Raw genomic sequence first — 15131 nt, 5'->3', positions numbered from 1 at the left:
CATTGCCTGCTTACTCTGCGCGCATTGCAACGGAGACACCTTCATGGGTCACGACCACGATCACCTGCCCAGCGAAATCCGCCACGAAAAACCCTTGTGGTGGGCGCTGGGCCTGACCACCACCTTCCTGCTGGTGGAAGTGGCGGGCGCGTTCTGGACCAACAGCCTGGCGCTGCTGTCCGACGCGGCGCACATGGCCACCGACACCTTGGCGTTGATGATCGCGCTGGTGGCGGTGCGGCTCAGTCGCCGCCCGCCGGATGCCAAGCGCACCTATGGCTACGCGCGGCTGGAAGCGCTGGGCGCGATGTTCAACGGCGGCATGCTGTTCGTGGTGGCCGGCTACATCCTCTGGGAAGCCATCGAACGGTTCCGCCAGCCGCAGGAGATCGCCTCCACCGGCATGCTGGTGATCGCCGCGTTTGGTCTGGTCATCAACCTGATCTCGATGCGCCTGCTGCGTGCGGGCAGCGGCGAAAGCCTCAACGTGAAGGGCGCCTACCTGGAAGTCTGGGCCGACATGCTCGGGTCGGTTGCGGTGATCATCGGCGCGCTGCTGATCCGCTGGACCGGCTGGAAACCGATCGATCCGATCCTGGCGGTGCTGATCGGTCTGTGGGTGCTTCCGCGGACGTGGGTGCTGATGCGCGAGGCCATCAACGTGCTGCTTGAAGGCGTGCCCAAGGGCACCGACATCGCGGCCGTGCGCGCGGCGTTGTGCGCGCAGGACGGCGTGGTCGATGTGCACGATCTGCACGTATGGGCGCTGGCATCCAGCACACCGGCATTGACCGCGCACGTGGTGATGGCCGACGGCGTGGAGGCCGATGCGCTGCGACGCGCGCTGACCACCACGCTGCATGACCGGTTCGAGATCGAGCATGTCACCCTGCAGATCGAAGCCGATCATTGCGGCGACAGTTGCAGCGTGGGCAGCCCCACGGCGGGCGATGCGCACGCCGGCCATGACCACGGCGACCACGCCCATGCCCATGCCGATCACACGCATGCTGCCACCGACAGCGGTCGCACCGGCACCGACGCGCAGGGCCACCACGGTCATCCACATCCCTGAACCGGCCCGCCCGGCTGCCGGGTGCGGGGCAGGGCAGGCTTGCCGCTACAATGCGGGTCTGCCTTGCCATCTGTCGGAGATACTGCAGTGACCCGGAAACTCGTACTGTTGCGCCACGGCCAGAGCCAGTGGAACCTGGACAACCGCTTCACCGGTTGGGTGGACGTGGAACTCACCGAACAGGGCCGCCGCGAGGCCGCCGCCGCCGGCCGCCTGATGCGCGAAGAAGGGCTGCAGTTCGATGTGGCGCATACCTCGGTGCTCAAGCGCGCCATCCACACCTTGCAGGGTGCACTGGCCGAACTGGACCAGGACTGGCTGCCGGTGAGCAAGAGCTGGCGCTTGAACGAACGCCATTACGGCGGGCTGCAGGGCCTGGACAAGGCCGAGACCGCGGCCAAGCACGGCGAGGACCAGGTCAAGATCTGGCGCCGTTCCTACGACATCCCACCGCCGGCCATGGACATCGAGGACCCGGGCCACCCGATCCACGACCGCCGCTACGCCGGCCTGGACCGCAACGCGCTGCCCGGCACCGAATCGCTGGCCACCACCCTGGACCGCGTGCTGCCGTACTGGTTCGATGCGATCGCCCCGCAACTGAAGGACGGCAAGACGGTGCTGGTGACCGCGCACGGCAATTCGCTGCGCGCGCTGTACAAGTACCTCAACAACGTCTCGCAGGAAGCCATCCTGGAGCTCAACATCCCGACCGGCATTCCGTTGCTGTTCGAACTCAACGACGACCTGACGGTGCAGTCGTTCCGCTACCTGGGCGACCCGGAGGCCGCCCGCAAGGCCGCCGAAGCGGTGGCCAACCAGGGCAAGGCGAAGTAACAACGAAAGGCCGGCGCAAGCCGGCCTTTTCTTTACCCCTGCGGGTAGAGCCACCCCATGGGTGGCTGCACGCGATGCACGGTTCACGCAGCCACCCATGGGGTGGCTCTGCCGGCGTGTGATGGTGTGACCTTTGGCCGGTCCCCCGCCGCCGCTGCCGCGCTACGCTGCCTGATTGCCCGCCCGCCGGGTAATGCATCCATCTGTAGCCGGAGAGACGAATGAAGTTTTCCAAGCTGGTCCCGCTGGGCCTGACCGTTGCCATCGCCGCGTCGCTGGCGTCCTGCGGCAAGACCGATACCGCGCCTGCCGCCACCGCCGATGCGGCCACGCCGGCGTTTGATCAGTCGCAGATCAAGACCGCGCTGATCTCGCTCAACAGCGCCGACCTGGACCCGTCGATCGCCGCCTGCACGGACCTCAACGGCTTCGTCAACAGCAAGTGGCTCACTGCCAACCCGGTGCCCAACGACCAGACCACCTGGGGCAGCTTCGAGATCCTGCGCGAGCGTTCGCTGGAAGTGCAGCACGCGCTGGTCCAGCAGGCCGCCGCCAGCAAGCCCAAGGCCGGTTCGGTGGAAGCCAAGATCGGTGACATCTGGAGCACCGGCTCGGACGAGGCCAAGATTGAAGCGGCCGGCATCACCCCGCTGCAGCCGCAGCTGGACAAGATCGCCGCGCTGAACGACACCGCCGCCATCACCCAGTACCTGCGCGACAGCCAGGCGCAGGGCCAGGGCGTGCTGTTCTCGCTGTCGGCCAATGCCGACTACAAGGATTCGGCCAACGTCATCGCCTACGTGGGCCAGGGCGGGCTGGGCCTGCCGGAGAAGGGCTACTACATCGATGATGCGCAGGCCAAGATCCGCGACGCGTACGTGGCTTACATCGCGCAGGCGCTGACCCTGTCCGGCGTGGATGCCGCGCAGGCCAAGACCGAGGCCAAGGCCGTGCTGGACTTCGAAACCCGCCTGGCCAAGGCCTCGCTGTCGCGCATCGAACTGCGCGATCCGGCCAAGCGCTACAACCCGGTCAGCGCCGCCGAAGCCGACAAACTGACCCCGAACTTCAGCTGGACCGCGCTGTTTGACACCCTGAAGGTGCCGGCCGCGCAGAAGTTCTCGCTGGCCCAGCCGGGTTTCTTCACCGAAGTGGACAAGATGCTCGCCGACGTGCCGGCCAGCACCTGGCAGGCCTACCTGCGCTTCCACACCATCGATGATGCCTCGCCGTACCTGAGCAGCGCGTTCGAGAAGGCCAACTTCGACTTCTACAGCACCACCCTGCGTGGCCAGAAGGAAATGCAGCCGCGCTGGAAGCGTGTGCTGGAATCGGTGAATGGCGCGATCGGCGAAGGCCTCGGCCAGCTGTACGTCAACGCGGTGTTCCCGGCCGACTCCAAGGTGCAGATGCAGCACCTGGTGGAAAACCTCTCGGTGGCGCTGAAGGCGCGCCTGGAGAAGCTGGAATGGATGGGCGAGGACACCCGCAAGAAGGCGCTGGAAAAGTGGGCCAGCTTCACCCCGAAGATCGGCTACCCGGACAAGTGGCGCGACTGGTCGGGCTATGAAACCAACGCCGACAGCTACCTGGGCAACATGCAGGCCGCGCGCGCGTTCAACTACCGCTACATGCTGAACAAGATCGGCAAGCCGGTGGACAAGACCGAGTGGGGCATGACCCCGCAGACCGTCAACGCCTACTACAACGCCACCAAGAACGAGATCGTGTTCCCGGCTGCCATCCTGCAGGCGCCGTTCTTCGACGCCAAGGCGGATCCGGCGTTGAACTACGGCGGCATCGGCGCGGTGATCGGCCATGAAATGATGCACGGCTACGATGACTCGGGCAGCCAGTTCGCCGCCAACGGCAACTTTGACAACTGGTGGACCGACAGCGACCGCAAGGCCTTCACCGGCCGCACCGACCAGCTGGTGGCGCAGTTCGACGGCTATGAATCGCTGCCGGGCGTGAACGTGAAGGGCAAGCTGACCCTGGGCGAGAACATCGGCGACCTGGGCGGCCTGACCGTGGCCTACGACGCGCTGCAGATGGCGTTGAAGGAAGACCCGAAGGCCAACGTGGCCGTGGACGGTCACAGCCAGGACCAGCGCTTCTTCATGAACTGGGCCACCGTGTGGCGCCGCAACTTCAACGAAGGCGAGCTGCGCGTGCGTCTGAACACCGACCCGCACGCCCCGGCCAACTTCCGCGCCAACGGTGCGCCGTCGAACATGCCGGCCTATGCCAAGGCGTTCGAGTGCAAGGCGGGCGATGCGATGGTGCGTGCCGATGACAAGCGTGTTGTGATCTGGTGATCGCACCCGGTTGAGTGAAACAGAGAACCCGGCGCAAGCCGGGTTTTTTGTTGGAGCATCGATGCGGGCGGTTGGCCATGCCCGGCGATCCGTGCGCGTCGCCGTGGCACGCGGAGGTAGGGTTGGATCCCAATCAACTGCCGTGAGCGGGTCAACGCGCTTTGACGCATGGAGCTTGAACGGGAAAGCGCCTTCACCGTTCTCAGGTGCTGCGTTCGTCGCGCGTTGAATGATGGTCTGCGGTCGATCGGGATGCGACCCTACCTCTGTGGGGCAGTGCCGCTTCTGCGCGTTGCGTTCATCGACCTTGCGTTCGTCGCGTGCTGCACGCGCATTGCGTGACAGCGCGATCGGATCCGTCCTGCGCAACTGCAGGTGTACTCGTTCGGCACGGGGCCTTACGCCAGCGCCGGTTCGCGCCGCAGCAGGTCCTGGAAGGCATCCAGCAGGTACGCGTCGATCATGCCGCCGGACGCGTCGTCCAGGATGCGCATGACCCGGCCGCGCTCCATGGCGCCGCGGTAGGGACGGTCGCTGGTCATCGCGTCCCAGGCGTCGACGATGGTGAGGATGCGTGCGCCCAGCGGAATGCTCTCGCCGCGCAGACCGTCGGGGTAGCCGCTGCCGTCGAAGGCTTCGTGGTGCGCGCGGATCAGGCGGGCCACGTCGGCGGCGTCGGCGCGCCCGGTGGCCAGGAAAATGCGTTCGCCGTGTTCGGGGTGTTGGCGCATGATCGCCTGCTCGGCGTGGTCATGCCGCCCGGGGTTGAGCAGTACGTCGTCGGGAATGCCGATCTTGCCGATGTCATGGAAGCAGGCGGCCAGTTCGATCTGGTCGCACTGGGCAGGGTCCAGGCTGCAGTGCCGGGCCAGCGAGCGGGCCAGCAGGCCGACGCGGTCGCAGTGGTGGCGGGTGTAGGCATCGCGCAGCTGCAGCGACACCGACAGCGCGTCGATGGAGCAGGCCAATGCGGCGGGGGCGTCGTGTGGGGAGTAATCGGTCACGGGGAAATACTGCCACGCTCCCGGTCGCCGAAGCGACCGGGAGCGGCGGAATCAATGCCTCTGCAGCTGGATGCCGTGCTTCTTGGCGTACGCATCCTGCGCCGCGTCCAGGGCCTGCATTTCCGTATCGATACGGTTGCCGACGGTCTGCAGCTTCTCGGCCAGCGGCATGACCTGTTCCTTGGTCTTGTCGGCCGGCAGCGCGGCCATTTCCACCAGGATGCCGAACATTTCCTCGGCGCTCTGCACGTAGGCGCGCAGCTTCTGGTGCACGTCCTTGGCGTCCTCGTCCGGCGGCATCTGGTCGATGCGGGTCAGGTACTGCTGCATCTCGGTGCGGGCGCGTTCCAGGCCGGGCTTGAGCGTGTCCAGGCCCTCACCGGTGGCCAGTGCCTTCTGCAGCGGCTCGCTCTTGTTGCCGACGGTCCACTCCTGCACGGTGCTGGCAGCGCCGTTCCAGAAGGCGACGTTCTCGGTGAGGTATTCGCTGGCGCTCATGCCACTGCCACTGCCACCGCAGGCGCTCAACAGGCCGAGGCTGGCAGCCAGCAGCAGGGTACGGAATCGTTTCAAAGCAACTCTCCTTGTCGCGGGCAGATAACAGGGAAAAAACCCTCCGGCCCGCAGAAGCGGAGGGTCACAGGGGAAACAGGGATCAGCGTGGCGACAGGGTCAACAACAGGGCCTTGGCCGCGCTGAAACGGTCTTCGGGCAACGGCAACGGGTGCTTTATGCGCAGTTTGTCCGGACCGTCCATGGTGTACAGCTTGGGCTGCTTCTGGATCATCTGGATGACCGCCATCGGATCGATCGCCGGCTTGGCCTCGAACACGATGCGCCCGCCATTTTCGCCCAGTTCCAGCTTGCGCACGCCCAGCACGTTGGCCTGCAGCTTCAGTTCGGCGATGGCGAACAGGTGCTTGGCCGGGTCGGGAAGCAGGCCGAAGCGGTCGATCATCTCCACCTGCAGTTCGCGCAGTTCATCGGTGTCGCGCGCGCTGCTGATGCGCTTGTACAGGGTCAGGCGGGTATGTACGTCGGGCAGGTAGTCGTCGGGGATCAGCGCCGGCACATGCAGTTCGACCTCGGCACCGCGCACTTCTTCGCCGGCATCCAGGTCGGGCAGCTTGCCCAGGCGGATGCTGCGCACCGCTCGTTCCAGCAGTTCGGTGTACAGGCTGAAGCCCACCTCGGCCATCTGGCCGCTCTGGTCTTCGCCGAGCAGTTCGCCGGCACCGCGGATTTCCAGGTCATGGGTGGCCAGGGTGAAGCCGGCGCCCAGCTCGTCCATCGACGCGATCGCATCCAGGCGCTTCTGCGCGTCGGGGGTCATCGCGCGCTTGTCCGGCACCACCAGGTAGGCATAGGCGCGGTGGTGCGAGCGCCCCACGCGGCCGCGCAGCTGGTGCAGCTGGGCCAGGCCGAAGCGGTCGGCGCGGTTGATGATGATCGTGTTGGCGTTGGGGATGTCGATGCCCGATTCGATGATCGTGGTCGACAGCAGTACGTTGTAGCGCTGCTTCTGGAAGTCCAGCATCACCCGTTCCAGCTCGCGCTCGGGCATCTGCCCGTGGGCGATGCCGATGCGGGCCTCGGGCACCAGTTCGGCCAGGTCGCGCTGCATGCGGCCGATGCTTTCCACGTCGTTGTGCAGGAAGTACAGCTGGCCACCACGGGCCAGTTCGCGCTGGAAGGCTTCGCGCAGCAGCGCGTTGTCCCAGGCGGTGATGAAGGTCTGCACCGCCAGCCGGTTCGGTGGCGGGGTGGCGATGATCGACAGGTCGCGCAGCCCGGCCATGGCCATGTTCAAGGTGCGCGGGATCGGGGTGGCGGTGAGGGTGAGCAGGTGCACGTTGGCGCGCATCGCCTTCAGCGCTTCCTTCTGGCGCACGCCGAAACGTTGCTCCTCGTCCACCACCACCAGACCCAGGTCCTTGAACTTCACGTCCGGCTGCAACAGGCGATGGGTACCGATGATGACGTCGATGGTGCCGGCGGCGACCTTCTCCAGCTCGGCCTTGATTTCCTTGGTGGTCTTGAAGCGCGACAGCACTTCCACCCGCAGCGGCCAGTCGGCGAAGCGGTCGCGGAAGTTGCGGTAGTGCTGCTCGGCCAGCAGCGTGGTCGGCACCAGCACGGCCACCTGTTTGCCGGCGCTGGCCGCGGCGAACGCGGCGCGCACGGCCACTTCGGTCTTGCCGAAGCCGACGTCGCCGCAGACCACGCGGTCCATCGGCTGGCTGCTGGCGAGGTCGCGCAGGGTGGCGTCGATGGCGGCCAGCTGGTCGGGGGTTTCCTCGAACGGGAAGCCGGCCGCGAACGGCTCGTACATCGAGCGGTCCACGTGCAGCGCCAGCCCGGCGCGGGCGCGCCGGCGCGCCTGGATTTCCAGCAGTTCGGCGGCCACGTCGCGGACCTTTTCGGCCGCACGGCGTTTGGCCTTGCTCCACTGCTCGCCGCCCAGCGAATGCAGCGGCGCGGTTTCGGCCGATGCGCCGGAGTAGCGACTGATCAGGTGCAGCTGCGCCACCGGCACGTACAGGCGGTCGCCCTTGGCGTATTCGATCTCCAGGAATTCGCCTGGCATGCCGCCGGCGTCGAGCACGATCAGGCCGCGGTAGCGCCCCACACCGTGGTCTTCATGGACGATCGGCGCGCCTTCGGTGAGTTCGCCGAGGTCGCGGATGATCGCTTCCGGCTCGCGCCCCACGCGGCGGCTGCGGCGGGTGGTGCCGGCACGCTCGGGGAACAGCTGGCGCTCGGTCAGCACCGCGATCTGCGGCGTGTCCAGCGCGAAACCGTCTTCCAGCGGCGCCACGGTGATCGCAAAGCGGCTGCTGGCGTCGGCCAGGAACGCCGGCAGGTCGACCACCACCGGCGGCTTCAGCTCGGCTGCCTGCAGCACTTCCAGCAGCGCTTCGCGGCGCCCCGGCGAATCGGCGGCAATCAGCACCCGACCCGGGTAGTGGCCAATGAAGGACTTCAGTGCTTCGCCGGCCGGCGCATCGCGCGCGGCCACCGGCAGCGGCGGCAACGGCTGGTCGCCCAGCGGCTGCGCGTCGTCGATGCGCGCGTGGTCGGCGTTCCAGATCTCGATGCGGTGCAGGGCATTGAGGGTGGAGTTCAGTGTTTCCGGGCTGAGATACAGCTCCTGCGGCGCCAGCAACGGGCGCTCCACGTCATGCCGGCGCTGCTCGTAGCGGTTGCCGGTCTGCGCCCAGAAGGCGGCGGCCGCTTCGCCCACGCCGGCGCCGACCACCGGCAGCACGTTCGGCTGCAGGTAGTCCAACAGGGTCGCGGTCTGGTCGAAGAACAGCGGCAGGTAGTACTCCACGCCGGCCGGGGCCAGCCCGGCCTTGAGATCCTGGTACAGCGCGCTGCGCCGGGTATCCACATCGAAGCGCTCGCGCAGGGTGGCCAGCACCCGCGACACGGCCAGGTCGTCCAGCGGCACTTCGCGGCCGGGCAGCATGCGGACCGCATCCACCTTGTCCAGCGAGCGCTGGCTCTCCGGGTCGAAGGCGCGGATCGAATCGATGTCCTCGTCCAGCAGCTCGATGCGCAACGGCGTCTGTGCGCCCATCGGGAACACGTCGAGCAGCCCGCCGCGCACGGCGAAATCGCCCGGGTCCATCACCTGCGGCACGTTGCGGTAGGCCGCCGCTTCCAGGCGTCGCTTTTCCGCATCCAAGTCCAGGCGCTGGCCGACCTTCAGGTCGAAACTGCCCCCGATGATGTACTTGCGCGGGGCCAGCCGCTGCAGCAGGGTCTGCACCGGCACCACCACGATGCCACGGGTGAGCGTGGGCAACTGGTGCAGCGCGGCCAGGCGCTGGGAGATGATGTCCGGGTGCGGGCTGAAGGCGTCGTAGGGCAGGGTTTCCCAATCCGGGAACGCGACCACCGGCAGCGCGGACGCGCTGCCCAGCAGGGTGCGCAGATCCGATTCGATCTGGTTGGCCCCGTGGTTGTCGCGTGCGATGACCAGCAGCGGCCCGTCATGGACCTCCGCGGCACGGGCGACGTACCAGGCCAACGCCGTGGCCGAAGCGGGAGCGCGCCACCAGGCGCGGAGCTGGCCGGAACGGGGCAGCGGCGGAGCGGGATAGGAGGGACGTGACATGAACCGTCGATTTTAGCAGACGCCGAAGTCACGGCCATGTCAGCCCGGCTCCTCGCCGCTCACCGTTGCGTGTCTGGTGGCACAGCCCCGGTAGGTGCCGGCCGTTGGCCGGCACGCCCTCTAAACCGTAGGTGCCGGCCGTTGGCCGGCACGCCGTCAGCTGTCGAGCTCCAGCACCATGCGCACCAACCCGGGCGTGCCCTGCGGGTGCGGCACCGGCTTGAAGCCCAGCGAAGCAGCCAGCTGCTTCATCGGCTCGTTCTCTTCGGCCACGTCGCCGTACAGGCGATCCAGGTACTTGCCGCGCGCCCACTTGACCAGCTTGCGCATCAGCTGCCGGCCCAACCCCTGGCCCACCAGGAAGCGGCTGACCAGGATGGCGTACTCGGCCTCGCGGGTGCCTTGGATGATCGAAGCCCGTGCCACCGCGCCGACCACGGCTTCACCGGCGGGCAGCGACTCGGCCGCCACCAGGGTGATTTCGCTCTTCGGATTGGGGTGGGTCAGGCGCTGGGTGGTTTCCGGCGACAGCTCGGTCACCGATTGCAGGAAGCGGTCGCGGATCTCTTCGGGCCCGAACAGGCTGAAGGCCGCATGCAGCGGCGCCCCGTCTTCGGGGCGGATCGGGCGGATCAGCAGCTCGTGGCCACTGGGTGCCTTGAAAATCTCGTGCCAGGGCGGCATGCGGTTACGGGTAGCCATACCGGTGATTCCTAGGTGGTCTTTGGATTCTCGCATCCCGGGGCGCCGGTTCCGTGAACGGAACGCTCACGCCGTTCAGGGGCGCGCAAGGACGCTCATTCGGCCTGCTTGAGCCACTGCAGCCGGGTGCTGGCGCCGGCCTCGCCCAGGAACTGCTTCAGCGCCGGCATGGCCGGGGCCAGCACCTGGTCGAACTGCCAGGGCGGGTTGAGCAGCAGCATGCCGCTGCCATTGAGCCGCAGCGGCGAGTCGTCCGGCCGGATCAGCAGTTCGGCGGTCAGCACCGACTTCACCGGCAGCGCACAGGCCTTGCGCAGGAAATGCAGGATGGTGCGGCGCTGCTTGATCGGGAACCAGATCGCGAAGGTGGCCTGCGGCCAGCGGCCGAGGATCTCGCTCACCGAGGCCAGGATGGCCTGGTATTCGGCGTCCTGGCCCTCGTAGGGCGGGTCGATCAGGACCAGCCCGCGGCCGATCTTCACGCCGTTGGCCTTGGGCGGCAGCAGGGCACGGTTCTGGGCGTAGCCGTCGGCGTGGTAAACGCCGACCCGGCTGTCGTGGGCGAACAGCGCCTTCAGCGAGGCCGCCTCGTCGTCCTGCACCTCGCAGACCGCCATGCGGTCCTGCTCACGCAGGGCGCGGGCGGTCAGCAGCGGCGAGCCGGGGTAGCTGATCATGGCCCCGACCGGGTTGTCGGCCTGGACGGCCTTCAGGTAGCGCTCGACCACCGCCGGCAGCGTGGGCTGGGCCATCAGGCGCATCACCCCTTCCTCGGCCTCCAGGGTCTTGCGGCTTTCCTCGCTGGCCAACAGGTAGCGGCCAGCGCCGCCGTGGGTGTCCAGCACGAAGAACGGGCTGTCCTTGCGCTTGAAGGTGTCGAGCAGGGCAAGCTGCACGATGTGCTTGAGCACATCGGCATGGTTGCCGGCATGGAAGGCGTGGCGGTAATTCATCGGCGCAGTGTACGGGGCGGCGGGCCCAGCGGCTATGCTGCGCGCATGAACCGCCCCCTGCACAACGTCCTGGTCGTCGAAGACGAAACCGCCATCGCCGACACCGTCCTGTATGCCCTGCGCAGCGAAGGCTACGGCGCCCAGCACTGCCTGCTGGGCGGTGGCGCGCTGGAGGCCCTGCGCCAGCAGGCCTTCGACGTGGTGGTGCTGGATGTGGGGTTGCCGGACATGAGCGGGTTTGAAGTGTGTCGCAGCCTGCGCACCTTCAGCGAGGTGCCGGTGATCTTCCTGACCGCGCGCAACGACGAGTTCGACCGCGTGCTGGGCCTGGAACTGGGCGCGGACGATTACATGGCCAAGCCTTTCTCGCCGCGCGAACTGGTGGCCCGAGTGCGTGCGCGGCTGCGCCGCAGCAGCAGCGCCCCGGCCGAGCTGGCCGGCTGGCAGCAGCACGGCCGCTTCGCGATCGACCGCGAGGGCCGTCGCATCCGCTTCGCCGAGCAGCCGCTGGAGCTGACCCGCTACGAGTACGCGCTGATGGCCGCGCTACTGCAGCGCCCGGGGTCCATCCTCAGCCGCGCCCAGCTGATGGACCGTGGCTGGGACACCGACGCCGACAGCGCCGACCGCACCGTGGATACCCACGTCAAGACGCTGCGGGCCAAGCTGCGTGCCGCAGGCGCCGACCCCGACCCGATCCGCACCCATCGCGGGCTCGGCTACGCGCTGGAGGTCTGAGCCATGCGGCTGGGCCTGAAGCTGTTCCTGGGGTTCTTCCTGATCGTGGGCATCGCCGCATTCTTCGTGATGCGCATCTTCGTCAACGAGGTCAAACCGGGCGTGCGCCAGGCGATGGAGTCGACCCTGGTCGACGCGGCCAACGTGTTGGCCGAGATGGCCGCCGCCGACCTCAAGGCCGGGCGCATCCGCAACGGTGCGTTCGTGGCCAGCCTGGCCCGCGCGCAGCGCCGCGACCCCAAGGCGATGGTGTGGCGTTTTCCCAAGCGCACGCTGGATTACCGGGTGACCATCACCGACGCCAAGGGCATCGTGGTGTACGACTCCACCGGGCAGGGCATCGGCCGCGACAACTCGCGCTGGAACGATGTCTACCGCACCCTGCGCGGCGAATACGGCGCCCGCTCCAGCCCGGAAACGCCAGGCGACGACACCCATTCGGTGATGCACGTGGCCGCGCCGATCCATGACCCGGCCGATGCCACGCGCCTGATCGGCGTGCTCAGCCTGGCCCAGCCCAACCGCAGCATCGACCCGTTCATTGCCGCCAGCCAGCGCGCCATCATGCGGCGGGGCGCGTGGTTGATCGGGTTGTCGGCGCTGATCGGGCTGCTGATGACGGCGTGGTTGATGCATGGCGTGAACCGGCTCAACCGCTACGCCAAGGCGGTCAGCGCCGGCGAACCGGTGCCGCCGCCGAAGCCGCGCCGCGATGAGATCGGCGACCTTGGCCAGGCACTGGAAACCATGCGCCGCAAGCTGGAGGGCAAGGCCTACGTGGAGCAATACGTTCAGTCGCTGACCCACGAAATGAAGAGCCCGCTGGCCGCGATCCGCGGCGCGGCCGAGCTGCTGCAGGAACCGTTGCCCGATGCCGACCGCGTGCATTTCGCGCGCAGCATCCAGGGCCAGGAGCAGCGCCTCACCGAAACCATCGACAAGCTGCTGGCGCTGGCCGAAGTGGAACAGCACGGCTGGCTGCAGAAGCGCGAACGCATCGCGCTCGCCCCGTTGCTGCAGGCCGCTGCCAGCGCGGTGGCGGTGCGCGCGCAGGCGGCCGCGGTGGCGATCGACGTGGAGGTCCCCGATGGCCTGGTCATCCAGGGCGACGGTTATTTGTTGCGCCAGGCCTTGAACAACCTGCTGGAGAACGCGCTGGCGTTTTCCAGTGCCGACAGCCGCCTGCAGCTGAGCGCCGCGCGCGAGGGCGACGGCGTGGTGCTGCGCGTGGCCGACCGCGGCAGCGGCGTGCCCGACTATGCGCTGGACCGCGTGTTCGAGCGCTTCTATTCGCTGGCGCGGCCCGCTACCGGCCTGCGCAGCTCCGGGTTGGGGCTGTCGTTCGTGCAGGAAGTGGCGCGCCTGCATGGTGGGCGGGTGCAGTTGCGCAACCGCGAAGGCGGCGGTGCGCTGGCCTCGCTGTGGCTGCCAGTACGCGACCCCGGCGCGCCGATCCGGCGCTGAGCCCAGGCGCCGCGGGCACTTCACACAGACTTCAAACTCAGCACAAACCCCGCACACCACCGCGCCCGAAGCTGGCCCCCTCCCAACCGAGGACGGGCCATGAAATCCCTGAAGATGCTGTTGCGGTTCGCCATTGTCGGCGGGCTGATCCTGTTGCTGCTGATCCCGTTGATGATGATCAAGGGCGTGATCAAGGAGCGCGAGGCGTACCGCGACGAAGCCTACCTGCGCGTGTCGCAGAGCCGCGCAGGCGCGCAGACCCTGACCGGCCCGGTGCGCGTGGTGCCGTGGACCGATACCCGCGAGGTCGAGGTGGTCGACGCGGCCGGCAACATGAAGAAGGAAATCCAGACCGAGCATAGCTACTGGCTGCAGATGCCGGCCACGCTGCGGGTGGACGGGCAGATGCAGCCCGACGAACGCCGGGTCGGCCTGTTCCGGGTGCCGGTATACAGCTGGAAGGCCAAGATCACCGCCGAGTTCGCCGACGACGATTATCCGATCAAGGCCGGGCGCGTGTATGGCACCCCGTACCTGGCCGTCGGCATCGCCGACCTGCGTGGCCTGGTCGGTTCGCCCACGCTGCAGGTGGATGGGCAGGCGTTGACGCTGCAGCCGGGCATCGGCGAGGTCAACGGACTTGGCAAGGGCCTGCACGTGCCGCTGCGCGACTTCGACGACAGCATCGGCGGCATGCTCAAGGGCAGCCGCCTGCAGCTGGACATGGTGCTCGACGGCACGCGTTCGCTGGCGGTGGTGCCGGTGGGTGACGACAGCCGCATCGCGATCCGCTCGCCGTGGCCGCACCCGCTGTTCGGCGGCAGCTTCCTGCCCAACCAGCGCACCGTCACCGACACCGGGTTCGACGCCCAGTGGGCCGTCTCCTCGCTGGCCTCCGAAGCACAGCGCCAGCTGCGCGACAGCAAGGACCTGGACCCGGAAACGGTCAGCGTTGAACTGGTCAACCCGGTGGACATCTACACCCAGGCCGACCGGGCCAGCAAGTACGGCATCCTCTTCATCCTGCTCACCTTCGTCGGCTTCATCCTGTTCGAGCTGATCAAGCGCCTGCGCATCCATCCACTGCAGTACCTGATGGTGGGCCTGGCCCTGGCGATCTTCTTCCTGCTGCTGCTCAGCCTGTCCGAGCACATTCCGTTCTGGCTGGCCTATCTGGTGTCGGCGGTAGCCTGCATCGGGGTGCAGGCGGTGTATCTGTCGGGGGTGTTGAAGAGCTGGACGCGCGGCCTGGGCTTTGCCGGCATGCTCACGGTGCTGTACGGCGCGCTGTACGGCCTGTTGATCTCGGAGAACAACGCGTTGCTGATGGGCTCGCTGCTGCTGTTCGGCGTGCTGGCCAGCGCCATGTGGATCACCCGCCGGATCGACTGGTACGAAGTCGGCGCGAGCCTGAAGTAAGGAGAGGCACATGAGCTGGCGCAACGGGTTGCGGCAACGCGCGTGGCAGGGCATTCCGGAACTGCTGGAAGTGGACGCGCTGCTGCAGGCCAGCAGCGTGCTGGCGGCCTTGCCGGGGGCGCGCATCGCCCCCGGCCTGGTGCGCTTCAAGCTCGCGGCGCGGACCTGCGAAGGGGTGCAGCAGCAAGGCCTGGACTGGTTGTCCGGCGCACGCCAGGGCCGCGGTGCCCTTGCCGGAAAGGTGCCGCGTTACCGGCCATGGAAGGCCGGCGATGCGGCGCTGGCCGAGATCGGCATCGCCGGGCTGCCCATGGACTGGCCGGCGCACGCGGCGGTGTATGGCTGCAGCAGCGTTGACCGCCGGCACTGGCTGTTGCTGGTGCCGGGCAGCGCTCAACTGTGGCTGGGCTGGACCGGCTGAGCAGCGCCCGCCGGACACATCCATGCGTGCGCACATGACCGATGGGACGGGGGCCAGGCGCTCGCGCTGGCTAGACT

Annotated in this window: 12 protein-coding genes; 7 read left to right on the top strand and 5 right to left on the bottom strand. The window is 67.8% G+C overall.

Annotation, left to right across the window (positions count from 1 at the left end):
* Positions 1-43: 43 nt before the first annotated feature.
* From AC6CHL_RS18930 to AC6CHL_RS18920, 3 genes are all read left to right on the top strand, one after another.
* Positions 44-1075 (top strand): cation diffusion facilitator family transporter, encoded by a 1032-nt coding sequence (locus tag AC6CHL_RS18930; RefSeq protein WP_498295780.1) that lies wholly within the window; start codon positions 44-46, stop codon positions 1073-1075.
* Between the two features lie 87 nt (positions 1076-1162).
* Complete coding sequence (gene gpmA / locus AC6CHL_RS18925) at positions 1163-1912, top strand: 2,3-diphosphoglycerate-dependent phosphoglycerate mutase (RefSeq protein WP_038689579.1); 750 nt, start codon at positions 1163-1165, stop codon at positions 1910-1912.
* Between the two features lie 221 nt (positions 1913-2133).
* Positions 2134-4230, top strand: a complete 2097-nt coding sequence (locus tag AC6CHL_RS18920) for a M13 family metallopeptidase (RefSeq protein ID WP_498295778.1) — start codon at positions 2134-2136, stop codon at positions 4228-4230.
* Between the two features lie 398 nt (positions 4231-4628).
* Here AC6CHL_RS18920 and AC6CHL_RS18915 read toward each other — a convergent pair whose 3' ends face one another.
* From AC6CHL_RS18915 to AC6CHL_RS18895, 5 genes are all read right to left on the bottom strand, one after another.
* Complete coding sequence (locus AC6CHL_RS18915; RefSeq protein ID WP_463600629.1) at positions 4629-5234, bottom strand: HD-GYP domain-containing protein; 606 nt, start codon at positions 5232-5234, stop codon at positions 4629-4631.
* 51 nt (positions 5235-5285) lie between these two features.
* The gene (locus AC6CHL_RS18910; RefSeq protein ID WP_038689572.1) at positions 5286-5807 is read right to left on the bottom strand and encodes a kinetochore Spc7 family protein; all 522 of its coding nucleotides are present in this window, start codon (positions 5805-5807) and stop codon (positions 5286-5288) included.
* An 82-nt stretch (positions 5808-5889) separates the two neighbouring features.
* Positions 5890-9357, bottom strand: coding sequence for a transcription-repair coupling factor (mfd, locus tag AC6CHL_RS18905; protein WP_498295776.1), 3468 nt, complete (start codon positions 9355-9357; stop codon positions 5890-5892).
* 156 nt (positions 9358-9513) lie between these two features.
* Complete coding sequence (locus AC6CHL_RS18900; RefSeq protein WP_038689569.1) at positions 9514-10059, bottom strand: GNAT family N-acetyltransferase; 546 nt, start codon at positions 10057-10059, stop codon at positions 9514-9516.
* A 95-nt stretch (positions 10060-10154) separates the two neighbouring features.
* Positions 10155-11012 (bottom strand): 23S rRNA (adenine(2030)-N(6))-methyltransferase RlmJ, encoded by an 858-nt coding sequence (locus tag AC6CHL_RS18895; RefSeq protein ID WP_038689566.1) that lies wholly within the window; start codon positions 11010-11012, stop codon positions 10155-10157.
* A gap of 45 nt (positions 11013-11057) precedes the next feature.
* Here AC6CHL_RS18895 and creB point away from each other — a divergent pair, with 45 nt between their 5' ends.
* From creB to AC6CHL_RS18875, 4 genes are all read left to right on the top strand, one after another.
* On the top strand, positions 11058-11750 hold the full coding sequence (gene creB / locus AC6CHL_RS18890) for a two-component system response regulator CreB (RefSeq protein ID WP_498295774.1): 693 nt from the start codon (positions 11058-11060) through the stop codon (positions 11748-11750).
* Between the two features lie 3 nt (positions 11751-11753).
* Positions 11754-13214: a two-component system sensor histidine kinase CreC gene (gene creC / locus AC6CHL_RS18885; protein WP_498295773.1), complete on the top strand. Its 1461-nt coding sequence runs from the start codon at positions 11754-11756 to the stop codon at positions 13212-13214.
* Positions 13215-13313: 99 nt separating this feature from the next.
* Positions 13314-14633, top strand: coding sequence for a cell envelope integrity protein CreD (gene creD, locus AC6CHL_RS18880; RefSeq protein WP_428711885.1), 1320 nt, complete (start codon positions 13314-13316; stop codon positions 14631-14633).
* A gap of 10 nt (positions 14634-14643) precedes the next feature.
* A complete protein-coding gene (locus AC6CHL_RS18875; protein ID WP_498295771.1) occupies positions 14644-15054 on the top strand; it encodes a hypothetical protein in 411 nt (136 codons plus the stop codon).
* The last annotated feature ends 77 nt before the right edge of the window (positions 15055-15131 follow it).

The organism is Stenotrophomonas sp. GQ19, from assembly GCF_059758695.1.
Note: the sequence above shows the minus strand (reverse complement) of the source record. Positions and strands in the feature narration are given on the sequence as shown.

Coding starts and splice junctions, on each gene's coding strand:
- AC6CHL_RS18930 (WP_498295780.1), top strand. CDS start 44: ATGGGTCACGACCACGATCACCTGCCCAGCGAAATCCGCCACGAAAAA.
- AC6CHL_RS18920 (WP_498295778.1), top strand. CDS start 2,134: ATGAAGTTTTCCAAGCTGGTCCCGCTGGGCCTGACCGTTGCCATCGCC.
- mfd (WP_498295776.1), bottom strand. CDS start 9,357: ATGTCACGTCCCTCCTATCCCGCTCCGCCGCTGCCCCGTTCCGGCCAG.
- AC6CHL_RS18900 (WP_038689569.1), bottom strand. CDS start 10,059: ATGGCTACCCGTAACCGCATGCCGCCCTGGCACGAGATTTTCAAGGCA.
- AC6CHL_RS18895 (WP_038689566.1), bottom strand. CDS start 11,012: ATGAATTACCGCCACGCCTTCCATGCCGGCAACCATGCCGATGTGCTC.
- creB (WP_498295774.1), top strand. CDS start 11,058: ATGAACCGCCCCCTGCACAACGTCCTGGTCGTCGAAGACGAAACCGCC.
- creC (WP_498295773.1), top strand. CDS start 11,754: ATGCGGCTGGGCCTGAAGCTGTTCCTGGGGTTCTTCCTGATCGTGGGC.
- creD (WP_428711885.1), top strand. CDS start 13,314: ATGAAATCCCTGAAGATGCTGTTGCGGTTCGCCATTGTCGGCGGGCTG.
- AC6CHL_RS18875 (WP_498295771.1), top strand. CDS start 14,644: ATGAGCTGGCGCAACGGGTTGCGGCAACGCGCGTGGCAGGGCATTCCG.